The organism is Pseudomonas sp. FYR_2 (assembly GCF_043106425.1).
GTDB classification, from domain to species: domain Bacteria; phylum Pseudomonadota; class Gammaproteobacteria; order Pseudomonadales; family Pseudomonadaceae; genus Aquipseudomonas; species Aquipseudomonas monteilii.
Window position 1 is genome coordinate 30,696 of record NZ_JBICMM010000057.1, and the last position, 20,524, is coordinate 51,219.

Genomic DNA, 20,524 nt, shown 5'->3' on the forward strand with positions numbered 1-20,524 from the left:
CATGACTGACAACGCACGACACCCGCAGCAACCCCCGGCGGACGCCCCGGTTCGCCTGACGCCTCGTGAACGGCAAGTGCTGTTGTGGTGCGCCTACGGCAAAAGTTCGTGGGAAATAGGCCGGATCCTTGACTGCAAGGAGTCGACGGTGAACTTCCATGTGTCCAACATCCTGCGCAAGTTCGACGTGCCTACCCGGGTGGCTGCGGTAATCAAGGCCATTCGTTACGGCATGCTGGCTGAGCAGTGAGGGGGTAGGGGCATGAGCAACGAACGTTTAATGCCACGCTATGCCGATAGCCATGACCCGTTCTGGCCCCGGGTAGACCTGGGCAGGCTACGCGAACGCCTGAGCGTGCTGCGGCCCGTCAGTGAGACCGCGCTGGAGGTGGCTGCACGTTGCGCCGCCATTGATGCTGCACGCGAGTTCGCGGGTTGGCGCGCAGTGCTGCGAGAGCGCGGTTACAAGCGCCTTGAGGATGTGGCCGGGCACGACCAGGGGCGCGCTTTGCGGGTGTGTTACATCCGTTTTGTCGAAGCTGCGGTCCTGTACAGCCTTGGCTCGACCGCGTACTTGCCGACCTCCCGTCGGAGTGCTACCCATGCCTGAGGAGTCCCTTATCGACCGCTTGGTCTTGTCGCTGATCGAACTGTTGGGCGTTGATGGCAGTGTGTTGTTCGCTGCTTTGCTAGGGGCTTTGTTGGTGAGTGCTGCACGTGACCGGTTGATCACCGATGCAGCCAGACGCCTGACGCTGGGCAAGAAATTGCTGCTGGTGTTCGTGACCGTGGGGGTGGGGCACCTGTTCGAGCCGCTGGTTTCATCGCTGGCACCCTTGCTGACCCGAGGCATGGCGGCATTCGTGGCCGCCGTGGTGGTCATCCCCATCAGCCTCAAGGTCATGGTCTGGCTGGATACGCTCGACCCACGCGAGCTCATACAGCGCTGGCGCCGCCGGGGTTAGCTGCCGGTGGCCTGAGGTAGCTGGCTGCGCAGTTCGCTCAATTGTTGTTCCAGCTGCTGGATACGTTGCTTGTCCTTGATGAGCAACAGGATGGTGTGGCGGTCGTCGGGTGAGAGTGCGCGCAGGCGTTCGAGCACGTCGCCCTCCCAGCCGGCTTCACATTCGTGCCCGGGGCGCTGTGCCGTTTCACCGAGCAGTAGCCAGTCCAGGGAGCATGCATGCTGCCTGGCGATCTCCATGCAAAGTGCGTACGGGATGCTGTCGCGCACCTTCCAGCTACTGAGTGTTTGCGGGCTGATGGAAAGTGCACGGGACAGGTCGGCGTCGGACTGGGAGCGGGTAAGAAGCTTGAGGCGTGCGAGCACCTCGGTAAGTACGTGAGTACTCATAACAAATATCCATGACTGGTTTAATGATATTCCATGGGCTTAAACTACTCGTTATGAATACAGCCCTGCGTTTTAAGGAGCATTTCTGCAATGAGAACCACCAAATTGAAGAATACACCCATAGTTGCAGCCAATACTTACACACAGGCCTGCCTGGTCAATGCTAGTAGGTATTTGCCGTGAGTACTTACAAGCTGGTTTGTCCGCATTGCCACAGCCGTATGCGTATACGCACTAGCGAAGGGCGCCATATTTTCCTGCGGATCGCTTATTTGCAATGCACCACCGAGGCGTGTGGCTGGTCAGTGCGGGCCGAATTCGAAATGACCCACGAACTCTCCCCGAGTGGTATGCCCAACCCGGAAGTCTACCTGCCTTCAGCCAATGGTGATTTGCGCAAGGCCGCCTTGCCGGGTGCAGGCCAGGGTAGCCCGCTTGGGTGAGGGGCCGTTGGGTACAGGCAATAAAACGTGCAGATAAAAAAACACCCCGCCTAGGCGGGGTGTTTTGTCTTGCCAAAACTGCCGGGGTAATCAGCCGATCAGTTGCAGGCCGGCTTGCTGAACCAGTTCCAGCAGTGGCTGCGGGTACACACCCAGCACGAAGGCGAGAATGGCGATGGCCAGCAGCATGACGCCACCGGTGCGCTGTTCCCACTTCAGCGGGGCGTCGTGGCGACGCAGGTTTGGCTCGACCAGGTACAGGGTGACCATGACGCGCAGGTAATAGTACACGCCGATGGCGCTACCGATCACCAGCGCACCGACCAGCCACCACAGGTGCGACTCGACGCCGGTGGCAATGATGTAGAACTTGCCGATGAAGCCAGCGGTCAGCGGGATACCCGCCAGCGACAGCATCATCACGGTCAGTACTGCGGTCAGGTACGGACGGCGCCAGAACAGGCCGCGGTACTCGTACAGCGCATCGGCGTCACGGCCGCCGTATGGCGAGGACATCAGGGTGATGACACCGAAGGCGCCCAGGCTGGTGATCACGTAGGTGACCAGGTACACGCCCATGGCTTCCAGGGCCAGGCCCTTGCTGGCGACCAGGGCAATGACCAGGTAACCGAAGTGGGCGATGGACGAGTAACCGAGCAGGCGTTTGAGGTTGCTCTGGGTCAGCGCCAGCAGGTTACCGATCAGGATCGAAGCGACGGCGATCACTGCCAGTACGGTGCTAAGCACGCCACTGCTGGCAGCAGGGGAGAGCATGAACAGGCGCACCACCACGGCGAATACCGCCACCTTGCTGGCGGTGGCCAGGAACGCGGCGACCGGCGCCGGGGCGCCTTCGTACACGTCCGGGGTCCACAGGTGGAACGGCACCAGCGACAGCTTGAAGGCCAGGCCGACCAGCATCATGCCCAGGCCCAGTTGGGCCACCAGGCTTGGCATGCTGGTGGTAGCCAGGGCCTTGCCGATCTGGTCGAAGCTCAGGCTACCGGCATCGGCGTACAGCAGGGCCATGCCGAACAGCAGGAAGGCGGAACCGGCAGCCGACAGCACCATGTACTTGATGCCGGCTTCCAGTGACCGCTTGTTGAAGAAGGCATACGCCACCAGGCCGTAGACCGGTACCGACAGCAGCTCCAGGCCGATGAACAGGCCGGCCAGGTGGTTGGCGCTGACCAGCACCAGGCCACCCAAGGCCGACATCAGCAGCAGCAGGTACAGTTCTTCACGGTTCCCCGGGAAGCCCTTGGACCCTTCGCCCAGGTAGGCGTGGGCCAGGGTGACGCAAGCCAGCGTCGCCACCAGAATGATCGCCATGTAGAGACAGGCGAACTTGTCGATGGTGATCAGCGGGGTGACCGCCAGTGGCGCAACCTTCAGCGCCGGCAGGATCGACAGCAGGGCCAGGTTCAGGCCCACGGTGGACAGCAGGAAGGTCTGCGAGTGGTTGCGCTTCCAGGCGATCGCCAGCATCACCACCACCGTGGTGATGGTGGTGATCAGCATCGGCGCCAATGCGATAAAGTGTTGAGTGGTGAATTCCATAGCGCTCTTACCGGGCCGAAGCGAGTTGAGTGAAAGCGGAACCGAGCCACTGCTGCACACCACTCATGGTGGCGGCAGAGGTGTCGAGGAACGGCTGCGGATACACGCCCAGCAGGATCAGCAACACCGCCAGGCCCAGCACCATGACCAGCTCGCGACCGTCCATGCCGGCCAGCACGGTGTCGGACTTAGCCGGGCCGAAGTAGGCGCGGTGGATCATGATCAGCGAGTACACCGAACCGAAGACCAGGCCGGTGGTGGCGATCACGGTGATCCACGGGACATGCACGAAGCTGCCGATCAGGATCAGGAACTCGCCGACGAAGTTGCCGGTACCTGGCAGGCCCAGCGATGCCGCCGCGAAGAACAGGCTGATGGCCGGCAGATAGGCGATGCGGTGCCACAGGCCGCCCATCTGGCGCATGTCGCGGGTGTGCAGGCGCTCATACAGCTGGCCGGACAGGATGAACAGCGCGGCAGCCGACAGGCCGTGGGCCAGCATCTGGATCACCGCGCCTTGCAGGGCCTGCTGGCTGCCGGAGTAGATGCCGATCAGCACGAAGCCCATGTGCGAGACGCTGGAGAAGGCGATCAGGCGCTTGATGTCGGTTTGTGCGAAGGCCAGGAAGGCACCGTAGAAGATACCGATCAGGCCCAGGGTCATGGCGATGGGCGCGAACTCTGCCGAGGCGTTCGGGAACAGCGGCAGTGCAAAGCGCAGCAGGCCGTAGGCCGCAGTCTTCAGCAAGATACCCGCCAGGTCCACGGAGCCTGCGGTCGGTGCCTGGGCGTGAGCGTCAGGCAGCCAGGAGTGGAACGGCACCACTGGCAGCTTCACCGCGAAGGCGATGAAGAAGCCCAGCATCAGCACGTACTCGACACCGGCTGGCAGCTCGGTCTTGAGCAGGTCGCTGTAGTTGAAGGTGAGCACGCCGGTGGTGTTGTAGTTGACCAGCACCAGGCCCAGGATCGCCACCAGCATGATCAGGCCGCTGGCCTGAGTGAAGATGAAGAACTTGGTCGCCGCGTAGATCCGGGTTTTCTTGCCGTCCGCCGAGCTGTGACCCCAGAGCGCGATGAGGAAGTACATCGGCACCAGCATCATTTCCCAGAAGAAGAAGAACAGGAACAGGTCCAGGGCCAGGAACACACCGACCACGCCGCCGAGAATCCACATCAGGTTGAGGTGGAAGAAGCCGACGTGGCGCTGGATTTCTTTCCAGGAACACAGTACCGACAGCACACCGAGCAGGCCGGTGAGCAGGATCATCAGCAGCGACAGGCCGTCGAGGGCCAGGTGGATGCTGATGCCGAAGCGCTGGATCCACTGGATTTTGTATTCCACGGCCCAGGCAGGTTCGGCGCCCGGAGCGGGGGCGAGGGTGTAGTCGCCGGTGCCCCACAGCCACAGGCCGATGCCGAGCAGCAGGGACATGGTCAGCAGCGCGATCCAGCGCGGCAGGGTGGCGCCGAAGCGCTCACCCAGCCAGCACAGGAAGCCGCCGATGAAGGGGATCAGGATCAGCCAAGGCAAAATCATGACGGGTTGGTTTCCTTTGGCAAAGTCGCAAGATTCATAGTCATACCGCAGCCACTACCACAGCGCCGAGCACCAGCACGGCACCCACGGCGATAGAGGCGGTGTACCAGCGCAGTTGGCCTGTCTCGGTCTTGCTCATGGCGACGTGGCCGCCACGCGCCATGCGAGGGATCAGGCCGATGCTGCGGTCAACCGGGTCCTTGCGCAGGATGTGGCTGATCAGCAGGTACGGTTTGACGAAGAGCTTGTCGTAGATCCAGTCGAAGCCCCAGGCGGCGAACCACCAGGCCGACAGGACGCGGCCGATGCCGCTGTTGGCAACTGCGCTGACGAAGGTGCGCTTGCCCAGGAACAGCAGGGCCGACAGCAGGATACCGGCGATGGCGATGGCACCCGACGTGATCTCCAGCGCGTGCTTGGCTTCGCCACCGGCATGGCCGGCGCTTTCAGGCAGCACGCCTGCCAGCGGCGGGTGAATCAAGGCACCGACGGCGGTCGACAGCACGATCAGCACGCCCAGTGGCAGCCAGTGGCTGATGCCATGGCCGGCGTGGGCTTCGGTCTTGGCTTCGCCGTGGAAGGCGATGAAGATCAAGCGGAAGGTGTACAGCGAGGTCATGAACGCACCCACCAGGCCGGCGTACAGCAGGCCGGTGTTGCCGCTGGCGAAGGCTTCCCAGAGGATCTCGTCCTTGGAGTAGAAGCCCACGGTCACGATCGGCAGTGCAGCCAGGGCAGCGCCACCTACCACGAAGCTGGCGTAGGCCAGCGGCAGTTTCTTCCACAGGCCGCCCATCTTGAAGATGTTCTGCTCGTGGTGGCAGGCAACGATCACCGCACCGGAGGCAAGGAACAGCAGGGCCTTGAAGAAGGCGTGGGTCATCAGGTGGAAGATCGCCGCGTCCCAGGCACCGACGCCCAGGGCCAGGAACATGTAGCCGATCTGGCTCATGGTCGAGTAGGCGAGGATACGCTTGATGTCGGTCTGTACCAGCGCGGCGAAGCCGGCCAGCACCAGGGTCACACCACCGACAACGCCTACCAGGTGCAGGATGTCCGGCGCCAGCAGGAACAGGCCGTTGGTGCGGGCGATCAGGTACACGCCTGCGGTCACCATGGTCGCGGCGTGGATCAGCGCCGAAACCGGGGTCGGGCCTGCCATCGCGTCGGCCAGCCAGGTCTGCAGTGGCAGCTGGGCCGATTTACCGACCGCACCGCCCAGCAGCATCAGGGTTGCCAACACCATCCAGGTGTCGCCCGCCTGGAACTTCTGCGGTGCCAGCACCAGCAGTTCCTGCACGTTCAAGGTACCCAGCTGGGCGAACAGGATGAACAGGCCAATGGCCATGAACACGTCGCCGATACGGGTGACGATGAAGGCCTTGAGTGCCGCGTTACCGTTGTTGCGGTTGCTGTAGTAGAAACCGATCAACAGGTACGAGCACAGGCCCACGCCTTCCCAGCCGAAGTAGATGAACAGCAGGTTATCGCCCAGGATCAGGAACAGCATGCTGGCGATGAACAGGTTGGTGTACGAGAAGAAGCGCGAGTAGCCGGCTTCGCCACGCATGTACCAGGAGGCGAACAGGTGGATCAGGAAGCCCACGCCAGTGACCACGCCCAGCATGGTGACCGACAGGCCATCCAGGTACAGGGTGAAGTTCGGCGCAAAGCCGTCCACCGACATCCACTGCCACAGCAGCTGGCTGTACGCGCCGCCTTCAGGCGGGGCGACGTTGAATTGCCAGATGACGTAGGCGGCGGTGGCCGCCGAAAGGCCCACCGAGCCGACGCCGATCAGGGCGGACAGGTTCTCCGAGAACCGCCCGCGCGAGAACGACAGCAGCAGGAAGCCGACGAGGGGGAAGACGAAAGTCAGGAAGAGAAGGTTCATCCGCGCATCTCACTGGCAGCATCGATGTCGAGAGTGTGGAAGCGGCGATACAGTTGCAGCAGGATGGCCAGGCCAATACTGGCCTCGGCGGCTGCCAGGCTGATCACCAGAATGAACATCACCTGGCCGTCGGGCTGGACCCAACGGGCACCGGCGACGACGAACGCCAGGGCAGAGGCGTTCATCATGACTTCCAGGCTCATGAGCACGAAGAGGATGTTGCGGCGGACCATCAGGCCAACCAGACCTAAGCAGAACAGGATGCCGGCGACTGCCAGACCGTGCTCGAGAGGGATAGCACCCATGATTTACTCCTTCGCCTCGTTGCGGCCCAGGTGGAAGGCGGTGACGGCTGCAGCCAGCAGCAGCATCGACGCCAGTTCGACCACCAGCAGGTAAGGGCCGAACAGGCTGATACCCACTGCTTTCGGGCCCACGGTGGTACCGCTGATGCCAGCGCCGCTCGGGGTGGCGAACAGCACGTACAGCAGCTCTGCCAGTAGCAGGGCGCCGAGGATCACTGGCCCGACCCAGATGCCGGGCTTGAGCCAGCCCCGTTCCTGGGCGACCGAAGCCGGCCCCAGGTTGAGCATCATCACCACGAACACGAACAGCACCATGATGGCGCCGGCGTAGGCGATCACTTCCAGGGCGCCGGCGAACGGCGCACCCAGGGAGAAGAAGATCATGGCCACGGAAATCAGCGAAATGATCAGGTAAAGCAAGGCGTGCACGGGGTTGGTACCGGTCACCACCCGAAGGGTGGAGACCACGGCGATCCCGGATGCGAAGTAGAAAGCGAATTCCATCTTTCTGTCCTTATGGGAGCAAGCTCTTCACGTTGATCGGCTCGGCTTCGTTCTGCGCAGCGCCTTTCGGCTTGCCAGCGATGGCCATACCCGCAACACGGTAGAAGTTGTAGTCAGGGTTCTTGCCGGGGCCGGAGATCAGCAGATCTTCTTTCTCGTACACCAGGTCCTGACGCTTGAACTCGGCCATTTCGAAATCCGGCGTCAGCTGGATCGCGGTGGTCGGGCACGCTTCTTCACACAGGCCGCAGAAAATGCAACGCGAGAAGTTGATGCGGAAGAATTCCGGGTACCAACGACCGTCCTCGGTCTCGGCTTTCTGCAGCGAGATGCAGCCAACCGGGCAGGCCACCGCGCAGAGGTTGCACGCTACGCAGCGCTCCTCGCCATCGGGGTCGCGGGTGAGGACGATACGGCCGCGGTAGCGCGGCGGCAGGTACACGGGTTCTTCGGGGTATTGCAGGGTGTCGCGCTTGCGGAACCCGTGGGAGAACACCATGGCCAGGCTGCGCAGCTGTGTGCCGGTGCCCTTAACGATGTCGCCGATATACTTGAACATGGGTCAAATCCTCACTGGGCCGCGACGGCTGGCGTGTTGTAGAGCACGATCGCAGCGGTCACCAGCAAATTGATCAGGGTCAGCGGCAGGCAGAACTTCCAGCTGAAGTCCATCACCTGGTCATAGCGTGGGCGCGGGATCGAGGCGCGCAGCAGGATGAACAGCATGATGAAGAACGCGGTCTTCAGCGCGAACCACAGGAACGACAGTTGCGGCAGGATGCCGAACGGGCCGTGCCAGCCGCCGAAGAACAGGGTTACCAGCAGCGCCGAGATGAGGATGATGCCGATGTACTCACCGACGAAGAACATGCCCCATTTCATGCCGGCATACTCGATGTGGTAGCCGTCGGCCAGTTCCTGTTCTGCTTCTGGCTGGTCGAACGGGTGACGGTGGGTCACGGCGACGCCAGCGATGAAGAAGGTGCAGAAGCCGAAGAACTGCGGAATGATGAACCACAGGTTCTGGGCCTGGTATTCAACGATGTCGCGCATGTTGAACGAGCCCACCTGCACCACCACGCCCATCAGCGCCAGGCCCAGGAACACTTCGTACGACACGGTCTGTGCCGAAGCACGCAAGCTGCCCAGCAGGGCGTACTTGTTGTTCGACGACCAGCCAGCGAACAGCACCGCGTAGACCGACAGGCCGGCCATGGCGAAGAAGAACAGCAGGCCGATGTTCAGGTCGGCAACGCCCCAGGTCGGGGTGATCGGGATGACCACGAAGGCAATGAGCAGGGCGCTCATGGCCACGACCGGTGCCAAGGTGAAAATGACGCGGTCGACGAAAGGTGGGTTCCAGTCTTCCTTGAAGAACATCTTCAGCATGTCGGCTGCAATCTGGAACATACCGAACGGGCCTACGCGGTTCGGGCCGTAACGGTCCTGCCACCAGCCCAGCAGGCGGCGCTCGACGAAGCTGAGCAGCGCGCCGCAGACCACCACCGCCAGCAGGACCACGATGGCCCGCAGCACGGTGAGGATCACGTCGATTACTTCGGGGGTGAACCAGCTCATTGTGCTGCCTCCTGCAGACCTTCGACGGATGCACCGAAGATGGCAGGCGGAATGCCGGCCAGGCCTTTCGGCAACGCGACCAGGCCTGCGCCCAGCTCTTCATTGATGCGCAGCGGCAGGCGCAGGGCCACACCGGCCACGTTCAGGCTCAGCAGGGCACCGTCGTTGACGCCCAGGCGGTCGGCTTCGGACTTGGCCAGGGCCACGTAGGCAGCCGGGATGCGTTCTTGTACCGGGGCGGCGCGCGAGGAGCTTTCTTCGCTGCCGAACAGGTGGAAGAACGGCACGGCGGTCCAAGTGCCACGGGCCGGGTTGAAGGCACCCGGAATGGCGTTGAACCAGTTCAGGCGGTCGCCTTGCGACTCGATCAGGCGCACGCCCGGGTCACCGGCACGCAGGTGGCCACCGACCTCATCCTGAAACTTGTTCCAGGCTTGTGGCGAGTTCCAGCCCGGCGACCAGGCGAACGGCACCTGCTGGCGCGGTTCGGCGGAGCCCGAGTAGCCTTCCATGGAGAAGGCGAACGCGGTGTCCTTGTCTTGCGGGGTGCGCGGTTCGTGCACGCTGATGTTGGCGCGCATGGCGGTGCGGCCGGAGTAGCGCAGCGGCTCACGGGCCAGCTTCATGCCCTTGATGCGGAACGCGGCGCTTGGGGCGGCGTTGACGATGCCGGCCAGTTGCGGGGCGGCTTCGGCGCAGGCGCTGGTGACGTGGTCCAGCTGGGTCCAGTCGACCGGCTTGTTCAGCAGGGTGGCACGCAGGGCGTGCATCCAGCGCCAGCCTTCGTGGATCTGGATGCTGCTGTCCAGGTATTGCGGGTCGAACACCTGGAAGAAGCGCTGGGCACGGCCTTCCTGGCTGACCAGGGTGCCGTCGCCTTCGGCGAACGAGGCAGCCGGCAGCACCAGGTGGGCGCGGTCGACCGTCGGGGTTTTCGAGTGGTCGGCAACGATCACCACCTTGGCCGCAGCCAGGGCTGCGTCGACCTTGGCGGCCGGTACGCGGGCGTACAGGTCGTTTTCCAGCACGACAATGGCGTCGGCCTTGCCGCTGATGACGGCGTCGAGCGCAGCATCGACGGACTCGCCACCGAGCATGGCCAGGCCGATGCTGTTGGCTTCAGGCACCACCAGGCTGAGCGAGCCGTTCTTCTCGCGCAGCTTCAGGGCCTTGGCGATGTTGGCGGCCGCTTCGATCAGCGCCGGGTCGGCCAGGGACGTACCAGCGACCACCAGTGGGCGCTTGGCCGCGACCAGGGCGTCGGCGATGCGTTGGGCCAGGGCCTTGGCTTCGTCGTCCAGGCCAGCAACGGCAGGTGCGCTCGGCTCGATGGCGTGGGCCACGGCGAAACCGATGCGGGCCAGGTCGGCCGGGGCGGCGTGTACGCACTCTTCGGCAACGTCGTCCAGCTTGGTTTCAGCCAGGGAGGCGATGAACAGCGGGTACAGCGCGTGCTGGCCGATGTTCTTCACGGCGGCGTCGAGCCACGGCTGCACTTTCATGGCTTCGGCCATGGCCTCGGCCTTGCCTTTGGTGGCCTGGCGCACGGCCAGGGCAACGCGGGCAGCGGTTTGGGTCAGGTCTTCGCCGAGCACGAACACGGCGTCGTGGTCTTCGATGTCACGCAGGGTCGGCACTGGCAGCGGGCTGTTGTTCAGCACGTTCAGGGCCAGGCGCACACGGGCCAGTTCGCCTGCTTCCATACCGGCGTAGAAGTAGTCGGCGCCGACCAGTTCACGCAGACCGTAGTTGCTTTCCAGGCTGGCGCGTGGCGAGCCGATACCGACGATGGTGCGGCCGCGCAGCAGGTCGGCGGCCTTGTCCAGGGCGGCGTCCAGGCCCAGCTTGGTGCCATCGGCCAGGTGTGGCTGGCGTGGGCGGTCCTTGCGGTTGACGTAGCCATAGCCGAAGCGGCCACGGTCGCACAGGAAGTACTGGTTGACCGAACCGTTGAAGCGGTTCTCGATACGGCGCAGTTCGCCGTAACGCTCACCCGGGCTGATGTTGCAGCCGCTGGAGCAGCCGTGGCAGATGCTCGGGGCGAACTGCATGTCCCACTTGCGGTTGTAGCGCTCGGAGTGGGTCTTGTCGGTGAACACGCCGGTCGGGCAGACCTCGGTCAGGTTGCCGGAGAACTCGCTTTCCAGCACGCCGTCTTCGACGCGGCCGAAGTACACGTTGTCGTGGGCGCCGTAGACGCCCAGGTCGGTACCACCGGCGTAGTCCTTGTAGTAGCGCACGCAGCGGTAGCAGGCGATGCAGCGGTTCATCTCATGGGCGATGAACGGGCCGAGGTCCTGGTTCTGGTGGGTACGCTTGGTGAAACGGTAGCGGCGCTCGTTGTGGCCGGTCATTACCGTCATGTCCTGCAGGTGGCAGTGACCGCCTTCCTCGCACACCGGGCAGTCGTGCGGGTGGTTGGTCATCAGCCATTCGACGACGCTGGCGCGAAACGCCTTGGACTCGTCATCGTCGATGGAGATCCAGGTGCCGTCGGAGGCAGGGGTCATGCAGGACATGACGATACGACCACGGGTGTCGTTCTCGTCGGTGTACTGCTTGACCGCGCACTGCCGGCAGGCGCCAACGCTACCAAGCGCCGGGTGCCAGCAGAAATAAGGGATGTCGAGGCCGAGTGACAGACACGCCTGTAACAGGTTGTCTGCACCGTTGACTTCGAGCGCTTTGCCGTCTACGTGGATAGTGGCCATTGTTCAAAGTTCTTCGTTGGCCCGCGTGAGCGGGCGTGGCTAATGGAAATCGGTGAGCTTGCGGCACGCCTCGATGGACTCGGGCCTGTCGGCAAGCTGGCGAGTGGCACGGACCACCCGCCTTAATCGTCTTGTTATGCGCCGACCACGATCGGCTTGGCCAGGTTAGGGCGCAGGGTGTCACCAGCGGACGCTGGGGCGACACCGGCCTCGAACTCGGACCTGAAGTATTTGATGGCACTGCCCAGCGGCTCGACGGCACCGGGTGCGTGAGCACAGAAGGTGCGGCCTGGGCCGAGGAAGTTGACCAGCCCCAGCAGCGTCTCGATGTCTTCGGCACGGCCCTGGCCTTTCTCCAGCGCGCGCAGCATCTTCACGCTCCACGGCAGGCCGTCACGGCAGGGGGTGCACCAGCCGCACGACTCGCGGGCGAAGAACTCTTCCATGTTGCGCAGCAGCGACACCATGTTGATGCTGTCGTCCACCGCCATGGCCAGACCGGTACCCATACGGGTGCCGACCTTGGCGATGCCACCGGCGTACATCTGGGCGTCGAGGTGCTCGGGCAGCAGGAAGCCGGTACCGGCGCCGCCTGGCTGCCAGCACTTGAGCTTGAAGCCGTCGCGCATGCCACCGGCGTAGTCTTCGAACAGCTCGCGGGCGGTGACGCCGAACGGCAGTTCCCACAGGCCCGGGTTTTTCACCTTGCCGGAGAAGCCCATCAGCTTGGTGCCGTGGTCTTCGCTGCCTTCACGGGCCAGCGACTTGTACCAGTCGTTGCCGTTGGCGACGATGGCCGGCACGTTGCACAGGGTTTCGACGTTGTTCACGCACGTCGGCTTGCCCCACACGCCCACGGCGGCAGGGAAGGGCGGCTTGGAGCGCGGGTTGGCGCGGCGGCCTTCCAGCGAGTTGATCAGTGCTGTTTCTTCACCGCAGATGTAGCGGCCGGCACCGGTGTGCACGAACAGCTCGAAGTCAAAACCGGAACCCAGGATGTTCTTGCCCAGCAGGCCTGCGGCCTTGGCTTCATCAATGGCGCGGTTGAGGTTTTTCGCTGCGGTGGTGTATTCGCCACGCAGGAAGATGTAGCCACGGTAGGCCTTCAGGGCGCGGGCGCTGATCAGCATGCCCTCGACCAGCAGATGGGGCTGTTGCTCCATCAGCATGCGGTCCTTCCAGGTGTTCGGCTCCATTTCGTCCGCGTTGCACAGCAGGTAGCGGATGTTCATGGATTCGTCTTTGGGCATCAGGCCCCACTTCACGCCAGTGGGAAAGCCTGCACCACCACGGCCCTTGAGGCCGGAGTCCTTGACGCTTTGCACGATGTCGTCGGCCGACATTTGCGCCAGCGCCTTGCGCGCGGCGGCATAGCCGTTCTTGGACTCGTACTCGGCCAGCCAGACCGGCTCGCCGTCGTCACGCAGGCGCCAGGTCAGCGGGTGGGTTTCGGCGGTACGCGCAATGCGGTTGGCCGGGCCGAAGGAAGTAATGGTCATACGTAACCCTCCAGCAGTTTGGTAACGCCAGCCGGCTGTACGTCGCCGAAGGTGTCGTCGTCGATCATCAGCGCCGGGGCCTTGTCGCAGTTGCCCAGGCAGCACACCGGTAGCAGGGTGAAGCGGCCGTCGGCGGTGGTCTGGCCAAGGCCGATGCCCAGCTCGCTCTGGATCTGGCTGACCACGGACTCATGGCCGCCGATGTAGCAGACCATGCTGTCGCACACGCGGATGATGTGGCGGCCGACCGGCTGACGGAAGATCTGGCTGTAGAAGGTGGCGACACCCTCGACATCGCTGGCCGGGATGCCCAGCACTTCGCCGATGGCGTGAATGGCGCCGTCCGGCACCCAGCCACGTTCCTTCTGGACGATTTTCAGGGCTTCGATGGACGCCGCGCGCGGGTCCTCGTAGTGATGCATTTCGTGCTCGATGGCCGAGCGCTCGGTTTCGCTCAGGGCGAAACGGTCTGTCTGGATAAGCGTGCTGTTCATGCTTAGCGGTCCACGTCAGCCATAACGAAGTCGATACTGCCCAGGTACGCAATGAGGTCGGCGACCATGCTGCCCTTGATCACCGAAGGGATCTGCTGCAGGTGCGGGTAGCTCGGGGTACGGATCCGGGTGCGGTAGCTCATGGTGCCGCCATCGCTCGTCAGGTAGTAACTGTTGATGCCCTTGGTCGCCTCGATCATCTGGAACGACTCGTTGGCCGGCATGACCGGGCCCCACGAGACTTGCAGGAAGTGCGTGATGAGGGTTTCGATGTGCTGCAGGGTGCGCTCTTTCGGCGGCGGCGTGGTCAGCGGGTGATCCGCCTTGTACGGGCCTTCCGGCATGTTGCGCAGGCACTGGTCGATGATGCGGATACTCTGGCGCATCTCCTCGACACGGACCATGCAGCGATCGTAGGCATCGCCGTTGTGGGCCAGCGGTACTTCGAACTCGAAGTTCTCGTAGCCGGAGTAAGGGCGGGCTTTACGCAGGTCGAAGTCGCAACCGGTGGCACGCAGGCCGGCACCAGTAGTACCCCAGGCCAGGGCTTCCTTGGTGTTGTACGCGGCAACGCCAATGGTACGGCCCTTGAGGATGCTGTTCTGCAGGGCAGCCTTTTCGTACTCGTCGAGGCGCTTGGGCAGCCATTCGACGAAGTCCTTGACCAGCTTGTCCCAGCCGCGCGGCAGGTCGTGGGCGACGCCACCGATGCGGTACCAGGCCGGGTGCAGGCGGAAACCGGTGATCGCTTCGATCACGGTGTAGGCGCGCTGGCGGTCGGTGAAGGTGAAGAACACCGGGGTCATGGCGCCCACGTCCTGGATGTAGGTGCCCAGGAACAGCAGGTGGCTGGTGATGCGGAAGAACTCGGCGAGCATGATGCGAATCACGTCGACTTTCTGCGGCACCTTGATACCGGCCAGCTTCTCTACGGCGAGCACGTACGGCAGGTTGTTCATCACCCCGCCGAGGTAGTCGATACGGTCGGTGTAGGGGATGAAGCTGTGCCAGGACTGGCGCTCGGCCATTTTTTCGGCACCACGGTGGTGGTAGCCGATGTCCGGAACGCAGTCGACGATCTCTTCACCGTCCAGCTGCAGGACGATACGGAAGGCACCGTGCGCCGAAGGGTGGTTGGGGCCGAGGTTGAGGAACATGTAGTCCTCGTTGGCGCCCTGACGCTTCATGCCCCAGGCTTCCGGGTTGAAGCGCGCCGATTCCTCTTCAAGCTGCTGCTTGGCGAGGGTCAGGCTGTAGGGGTCGAACTCGGTGGCACGGGCCGGGTAGTCCTTGCGCAGCGGGTGGCCTTCCCAGGTGGGCGGCATCATGATGCGGCTCAGGTGCGGGTGGCCGGCAAAGTCGATGCCGAACATGTCCCAGACTTCACGCTCGTACCAGTTGGCGTTTGGCCAGATACCGGTCACGGTCGGCAGGTTCAGGTCGCCTTCGCTCAGCGATACCTTGATCATCACGTCGCTGTTACGCTCGACCGATAGCAGGTGGTAGAACACGCTGAAGTCGGCGGCTGGCAGGCCACGGCGCTGGGTGCGCAGGCGTTCGTCGACGCCGTGCAGGTCGTACAGCATGCTGTACGGCTTGGCCACGCCACGCAGGAAGCTGAGCACCTCTTTGAGCTGGGCGCGCTTGACCCACAGCACGGGCATGCCGGTGCGGGTTTCCTGGGCGACAAATGCTTCGGCGCCAAAACGGTTGTTCAGTTCGACGACCACATCCTGGTCGTCAGCCTTGTAAGGCGGAATGAAAATAGCGTTGTCCGCTGTCATGGTCTCGGTCGCTTTGGGTCAACGTTAAGAATGAAGCCAGGCCGCCGGCTCCTTCGGGAGCGGGCGGCAGGTCGCTGGATCAGACTTCGTCGGGGCTGCGCAGGTTGGTTACTGCAATGCGCTGCTCACGACGAAGGTCTTTCTGGGCTGGCATCTCGGCACGGTAAATACCTTGATCACCAACAACCCAGGAAAGCGGGCGTCGTTCTTGGCCGATCGACTCCTGCAACAGCATCAAGCCTTGCAGGAAAGCCTCAGGGCGTGGCGGGCAGCCAGGCACATAGACGTCCACGGGGAGGAACTTGTCGACCCCCTGAACGACCGAGTAAATGTCGTACATGCCACCGGAGTTGGCGCACGACCCCATGGAGATGACCCACTTGGGCTCGAGCATCTGCTCGTACAGGCGCTGGATGATCGGCGCCATTTTGACGAAGCAGGTACCGGCGATGACCATGAAGTCGGCCTGACGCGGCGAGGCCCGGATGACTTCGGCGCCGAAGCGGGCGATGTCGTGGGGTGCCGTGAAGGCCGTGGTCATTTCCACGTAGCAGCAGGACAGGCCGAAGTTGTACGGCCAGAGGGAGTTCTTGCGACCCCAGTTGACCGCGCCACGCAGCACATCTTCAAGCTTGCCCATGAAGATGTTCTTGTGGACCTGGTCCTCTAGCAGCTGGTCGGTGACGGTTTCCCGTTCACCTACCGGGTACTGCTCGTTAGGCGCATCCGGATCGATTCTGGTGAGATTGTATTGCATTGCCAAAGCCTCATTGTTTCAGCTTCGCTTGCCGCTTGCGGCGACCTTCGGGAGCCCAATCAAGAGCACCGACGCGCCATAGGTAGACAAGACCTGCCAACAGAATTGCTATGAAAACGAGAGCTTCGACGAACCCGGTCCAGCCGCTTTCGCGGACGGACACAGACCATGCAAAGAGAAAAAGGGCTTCGATATCGAAGATCACGAACAGCATCGCGACCAGATAGAATTTGGCGGACAGGCGCAGGCGGGCGCTGCCGACGGGCAGCATGCCGGATTCGAAGGGTTCGTTCTTGGCGCGGCCCCAGGCCTTGCTACCGAGCAGGCTGGACAGGCCGAGCATGAAGGCACACAGGCCGACGACACCCAGGAGGAAGATGGCAAAGCCCCAGTTGTGGGCGATGAGTCCTGCCGAATCGGACATGCTAGAGATCCTTATACAGAGACCCAGCTCTGCAGTCTGAAATAAGTAAAGCGGCGACGTGGTGTCGCAGGTGCAGTGACCAAATGTCGCAGCTGAATCAATCGCGCTGATTTTATGGGTAAACCCGGTGCAAGTAAAATTTCTGTCGCAAATTTATTCGTAGGATTAAGAACAAAACACGCTCGTAACTGGCTGAAAGCCTTGAGATTCGGGCATTGCGTGCTGTTTTGTTAATTATGTTTCTTGCGACTGGTAACGAATTGCAATTTTCGGAATGATAATTAATATCATTTATCTTGATGCCTTCTAATTTGGCTGTTCTGCGCCTTGTAAAGTTCATCTGGCGATTCCCCCTACTTGCAAATGCGAAAGGCTCTTGTTCTAGCAGCTTCCGGCGCTGCGCGCACCGCTCTGGGTCAATACTTTATCGATTGAGCGATGACCGACAGATGACGCGCCCGCCCACTGGCCGAGCCAGTAGGTAAGGATGATCAGGTAGGGCGCGGCAGCGATCGAGATCCACGTGCGATAGGCTGAAGCGGGGGCGCTGCACAACCAGGCGATCAGGGTCAGCACCGGGATGGGCTTGGCCAGCAGGGCAAGTACGGTGTTGCCGCTGGCCAATGCATATATACAGAGAGCAGCGGCGGCCAGGGCGAGAATCATCAGGTGGCTTGGATGAGGCATGGGCGGTCCTTGCTGCTGTGCTGCCACAAGCATAGCCCTGATTCTGGGTTCTGCTTCAGCCTGTTCCGGCCCCTTCGCGGGCAAGCCCGCTCCCACAGGTCCTGTGCACAGTTTGAGGGCTGCAGTAATCCTGCGGGAGCGGGCTTGCCCGCGAAAGGGGCGGGACAGGAAAAAGAAAGGCCCGGGGCTTTCGCAAGCCCCGGGCCTCTGTCAGCCACCCACTATCAGTGGAACTGCTCTTCCTCGGTCGAACCGGTCAGTGCAGTCACCGACGATGCGCCACCCTGAATAACGGTGGTCATGTCGTCGAAGTAGCCAGTGCCCACTTCCTGCTGGTGCGCCACGAAGGTGTAGCCTTTGCTGGCGTCCGCGAATTCCTGCTCCTGCAGCTTCACGTACGCGGTCATGTCGTTGCGGGCGTAGTCGTGCGCCAGGTTGAACATGCCGTGCCACATGTTGTGAATGCCGGCCAGGGTGATGAACTGGTGCTTGTAGCCCATGGCCGACAGCTCGCGCTGGAACTTGGCAATGGTGGCGTCGTCGAGGTTTTTCTTCCAGTTGAAGGACGGCGAGCAGTTGTACGACAGGATCTGGTCCGGGTACTCCTTCTTGATCGCTTCGGCGAAGCGGCGGGCTTCGTCCAGGTCTGGCTTGGCGGTTTCGCACCAGATCAGGTCGGCGTACGGCGCATAGGCCAGGCCGCGGGCGATGGCCTGGTCGAGGCCGGCGCGTACCTTGTAGAAGCCTTCACGGGTACGCTCGCCGATCACGAACGGCTGGTCGTACGGGTCGCAGTCACTGGTCAGCAGGTCGGCGGCGTTGGCGTCGGTGCGGGCCAGGATGATGGTCGGAACGCCCGACACGTCGGCTGCCAGGCGCGCGGCCACCAGCTTCTGTACGGCTTCCTGGGTCGGTACCAGTACCTTGCCACCCATGTGGCCACATTTTTTGACCGAGGCCAGCTGGTCTTCGAAGTGCACGCCAGCGGCGCCTGCTTCGATCATGTTCTTCATCAGTTCGTAGGCGTTCAGTACGCCACCGAAACCGGCTTCGGCGTCAGCCACGATGGGCGCGAAGTAGTCGATGTAGCCATCGTCGCCCGGGTTCTTGCCGGCTTTCCACTGGATCTGATCGGCGCGGCGGAAGGCGTTGTTGATGCGCTTGACCACGGTCGGTACCGAATCGACCGGGTACAGCGACTGGTCAGGATACATGGACTCGGCCGAGTTGTTGTCGGCGGCTACTTGCCAGCCGGACAGGTAGATGGCCTGGATGCCGGCTTTTACCTGTTGCACTGCCTGGCCGCCGGTGAGGGCGCCCATGCAGTTCACGAAATCTTTTTCTGGGCGGAAGGACGGGTGGGCACCTTCGGTGACCAGCTTCCAAAGTTTTTCCGCGCCTTGGCGAGCAAAGGTGTGCTCCGGCTGGATGGAGCCACGCAGGCGAACGACATCGGCGGCGGAGTAGGTACGGGTCACGCCTTTCCAGCGCGGGTTTTCGGCCCAGTCTTTCTCGAGGGCTGCAATTTGCTGTTCGCGTGTCAGTGCCATGGAAATAAACCTCGTCGCATCGATCTTGGGTTAATTGTGCTGATGCCCGGGTGCAGATCAGGGTGCCTGGCGGCTGTCCTGTTCTAGAGAGTGCGGCGGCGAACGCGAAGGCTCGAAGGGGGAAGGGTGGGCAGGCCAGGCGAAGGTGTGCTCCGGCAGGTCGGCTCGTGGTTGCCTTGCTGCGGTGCTACGCGATTGCCAGTACTGCGGTGATGCGCTTCCGTCCCTCGGGACAACTTCTTCGTTGCAGTCGCAATCCCGTCGAACCGCCTTGTGGGCCGTATAGACACGAGGCGCCTCCAGGGGTGGGAGGAGTACGCCTCGAAGGCCCTTGCCAGGGCCCCTGATTAGCGGGAGCGAGGCCATCATGCCCTTGGGAAAAAGGGCATGTCAAATGTTTTGTAGTGGAATATTTCACTTACTACATCTTTGGTCTAATGCGACTTGGCAGTCAGTTTCAAGGCCTTTGGTCGAGGCCTTGAATTGCCTGGGATCAGTCGAGAAGGTCGACTTTGACACGCAAAGTCATGTTTTCACCCCGCTGGGTGCTGTAACTGCGGCTTGACGTGCTGCGGTCGGCTTGGCTCTGCTGGTTGTAGCCTGCCAGGGTGATCCATTCGCCGAGCTTGCCAGTGACGGTCGTGTCGGTACTTTGCACTTTCACTACATCTGCACGTTCATGGCTGATGCGGTCATTATTGGTGCTTATTTGCAGACGAACCGTATCGCCGCTCAGGCTTGGCGTAACGTAGAAACCCTGGGTCACGTTGCGGTATTCGGTGTTGCTCTGCAGGCGCCCGTAGCCGTCGGTACTGGTGCTGGTGATCGGGATGCTCTGGCCAACCTGGATCAGCGCCGGCTGGCCTTCGCTGGCCTGGATCTGTTGCATGCCGCCGTCACGGTTGCTGGTGCCGTAGTGGATAACACGGGCATTGCCCCGGTTGTCCTGGAAGTTGCTGTCGTTGTTGTCGACGCTAATCAGCAGGCGTTTGGGGGCGGTGTCGAGTTGTTGCAGCAGGGCACGCAGGTCGTCGATGCGCTTGGGGCTGGCGTTGACGATCAGCTTGTTCTCGAAGGCGCTGACTGTGCCGTCCTTGCCGATGAATGCCTGCGCCGCAGGCAGCAGTTCGGCGCTGGCGCGGTGCTGCAGCGGCACCACCTCGGTGGCGGCCTGGGCGACGAGGCTGGTAACCAGCAGCAGGGTGGTGAAAAGGGGGCGTAGCGGCATGTCCATGATCTCCGCAGGGGGAATCGCCAGAATGGCCAAGGCATCCTGCTTGTGCCGGGTGCCCATTAAAACCTGCCTTTTATACTGGCTTTATCCAGGCAACTATAAATTATAGTCAGCCAGATAATTGCAGATAATTCCACGATGCAGGCTTGGTTGGTCAGCCCGCGCACATCACGCTGTGGCTGCTGTCGGACAAATTACGTAACATT

Annotated in this window: 21 protein-coding genes; 4 read left to right on the forward strand and 17 right to left on the reverse strand. The window is 62.4% G+C overall.

Features of this window, described 5'->3' with window-relative positions:
* The first annotated feature begins 1 nt into the window (after position 1).
* The 3 genes from ACF8R4_RS24255 to ACF8R4_RS24265 are packed head-to-tail and all read left to right on the forward strand — an operon-like array spanning position 2 to position 965.
* Positions 2 to 250: a helix-turn-helix domain-containing protein gene (locus ACF8R4_RS24255; protein ID WP_060497820.1), complete on the forward strand. Its 249-nt coding sequence runs from the start codon at positions 2 to 4 to the stop codon at positions 248 to 250.
* A gap of 12 nt (positions 251 to 262) precedes the next feature.
* Positions 263 to 610, forward strand: a complete 348-nt coding sequence (locus ACF8R4_RS24260; protein WP_392493625.1) for a head completion/stabilization protein — start codon at positions 263 to 265, stop codon at positions 608 to 610.
* Entirely contained in the window at positions 603 to 965 is a 363-nt protein-coding gene (locus tag ACF8R4_RS24265) for a hypothetical protein (protein ID WP_392493627.1), read from the forward strand. Before ACF8R4_RS24260 ends, ACF8R4_RS24265 begins: the two co-directional genes overlap by 8 nt.
* Here ACF8R4_RS24265 and ACF8R4_RS24270 read toward each other — a convergent pair.
* Positions 962 to 1,354 (reverse strand): helix-turn-helix domain-containing protein, encoded by a 393-nt coding sequence (locus ACF8R4_RS24270; protein ID WP_060497817.1) that lies wholly within the window; start codon positions 1,352 to 1,354, stop codon positions 962 to 964. The two genes, ACF8R4_RS24265 and ACF8R4_RS24270, sit on opposite strands and share 4 nt — an antisense overlap.
* Positions 1,355 to 1,533: 179 nt before the next feature.
* On the opposite strand from ACF8R4_RS24270, the gene ACF8R4_RS24275 reads away from it, so the two are divergent.
* Positions 1,534 to 1,797 (forward strand): ogr/Delta-like zinc finger family protein, encoded by a 264-nt coding sequence (locus tag ACF8R4_RS24275; RefSeq protein WP_082426343.1) that lies wholly within the window; start codon positions 1,534 to 1,536, stop codon positions 1,795 to 1,797.
* A gap of 90 nt (positions 1,798 to 1,887) precedes the next feature.
* Here the strand turns inward: ACF8R4_RS24275 and nuoN are convergent, their stop codons facing one another.
* The 16 genes from nuoN to ACF8R4_RS24355 form a co-directional block, all read right to left on the reverse strand.
* Positions 1,888 to 3,357: an NADH-quinone oxidoreductase subunit NuoN gene (nuoN, locus tag ACF8R4_RS24280; protein WP_012273301.1), complete on the reverse strand. Its 1,470-nt coding sequence runs from the start codon at positions 3,355 to 3,357 to the stop codon at positions 1,888 to 1,890.
* 7 nt (positions 3,358 to 3,364) lie between these two features.
* Positions 3,365 to 4,897, reverse strand: a complete 1,533-nt coding sequence (gene nuoM, locus ACF8R4_RS24285; protein ID WP_286110702.1) for an NADH-quinone oxidoreductase subunit M — start codon at positions 4,895 to 4,897, stop codon at positions 3,365 to 3,367.
* A gap of 40 nt (positions 4,898 to 4,937) precedes the next feature.
* On the reverse strand, positions 4,938 to 6,791 hold the full coding sequence (nuoL, locus tag ACF8R4_RS24290; RefSeq protein ID WP_060497815.1) for an NADH-quinone oxidoreductase subunit L: 1,854 nt from the start codon (positions 6,789 to 6,791) through the stop codon (positions 4,938 to 4,940).
* Entirely contained in the window at positions 6,788 to 7,096 is a 309-nt protein-coding gene (gene nuoK, locus ACF8R4_RS24295) for an NADH-quinone oxidoreductase subunit NuoK (protein WP_003251446.1), read from the reverse strand. The genes nuoL and nuoK overlap by 4 nt, the downstream gene beginning before the upstream one ends.
* Before the next feature lie 3 nt (positions 7,097 to 7,099).
* Positions 7,100 to 7,600, reverse strand: a complete 501-nt coding sequence (gene nuoJ / locus ACF8R4_RS24300) for an NADH-quinone oxidoreductase subunit J (protein ID WP_060497814.1) — start codon at positions 7,598 to 7,600, stop codon at positions 7,100 to 7,102.
* A gap of 10 nt (positions 7,601 to 7,610) precedes the next feature.
* Positions 7,611 to 8,159, reverse strand: coding sequence for an NADH-quinone oxidoreductase subunit NuoI (nuoI, locus tag ACF8R4_RS24305; RefSeq protein WP_016488223.1), 549 nt, complete (start codon positions 8,157 to 8,159; stop codon positions 7,611 to 7,613).
* 11 nt (positions 8,160 to 8,170) lie between these two features.
* Complete coding sequence (gene nuoH, locus ACF8R4_RS24310; RefSeq protein ID WP_003251440.1) at positions 8,171 to 9,178, reverse strand: NADH-quinone oxidoreductase subunit NuoH; 1,008 nt, start codon at positions 9,176 to 9,178, stop codon at positions 8,171 to 8,173.
* Entirely contained in the window at positions 9,175 to 11,889 is a 2,715-nt protein-coding gene (gene nuoG / locus ACF8R4_RS24315) for an NADH-quinone oxidoreductase subunit NuoG (protein ID WP_060497813.1), read from the reverse strand. The genes nuoH and nuoG overlap by 4 nt, the downstream gene beginning before the upstream one ends.
* 134 nt (positions 11,890 to 12,023) lie before the next feature.
* The gene (gene nuoF, locus ACF8R4_RS24320; protein WP_060497812.1) at positions 12,024 to 13,388 is read right to left on the reverse strand and encodes an NADH-quinone oxidoreductase subunit NuoF; all 1,365 of its coding nucleotides are present in this window, start codon (positions 13,386 to 13,388) and stop codon (positions 12,024 to 12,026) included.
* Positions 13,385 to 13,882: an NADH-quinone oxidoreductase subunit NuoE gene (nuoE, locus tag ACF8R4_RS24325; protein ID WP_012273294.1), complete on the reverse strand. Its 498-nt coding sequence runs from the start codon at positions 13,880 to 13,882 to the stop codon at positions 13,385 to 13,387. The genes nuoF and nuoE overlap by 4 nt, the downstream gene beginning before the upstream one ends.
* Before the next feature lie 2 nt (positions 13,883 to 13,884).
* Complete coding sequence (gene nuoC / locus ACF8R4_RS24330; protein ID WP_019098402.1) at positions 13,885 to 15,666, reverse strand: NADH-quinone oxidoreductase subunit C/D; 1,782 nt, start codon at positions 15,664 to 15,666, stop codon at positions 13,885 to 13,887.
* A gap of 79 nt (positions 15,667 to 15,745) precedes the next feature.
* Positions 15,746 to 16,423, reverse strand: coding sequence for an NADH-quinone oxidoreductase subunit B family protein (locus ACF8R4_RS24335; protein WP_003251429.1), 678 nt, complete (start codon positions 16,421 to 16,423; stop codon positions 15,746 to 15,748).
* A 10-nt stretch (positions 16,424 to 16,433) separates the two neighbouring features.
* The gene (locus ACF8R4_RS24340; RefSeq protein ID WP_003251427.1) at positions 16,434 to 16,847 is read right to left on the reverse strand and encodes an NADH-quinone oxidoreductase subunit A; all 414 of its coding nucleotides are present in this window, start codon (positions 16,845 to 16,847) and stop codon (positions 16,434 to 16,436) included.
* Between the two features lie 381 nt (positions 16,848 to 17,228).
* On the reverse strand, positions 17,229 to 17,534 hold the full coding sequence (locus ACF8R4_RS24345; protein ID WP_200928648.1) for a hypothetical protein: 306 nt from the start codon (positions 17,532 to 17,534) through the stop codon (positions 17,229 to 17,231).
* A gap of 224 nt (positions 17,535 to 17,758) precedes the next feature.
* Positions 17,759 to 19,084 carry an isocitrate lyase gene (aceA, locus tag ACF8R4_RS24350; RefSeq protein WP_016711593.1) on the reverse strand — a complete coding sequence of 442 codons (1,326 nt, stop codon included), beginning with the start codon at positions 19,082 to 19,084 and terminating at the stop codon, positions 17,759 to 17,761.
* A gap of 493 nt (positions 19,085 to 19,577) precedes the next feature.
* Positions 19,578 to 20,312 carry a secretin N-terminal domain-containing protein gene (locus ACF8R4_RS24355; RefSeq protein ID WP_060497832.1) on the reverse strand — a complete coding sequence of 245 codons (735 nt, stop codon included), beginning with the start codon at positions 20,310 to 20,312 and terminating at the stop codon, positions 19,578 to 19,580.
* Positions 20,313 to 20,524 lie beyond the last annotated feature (212 nt).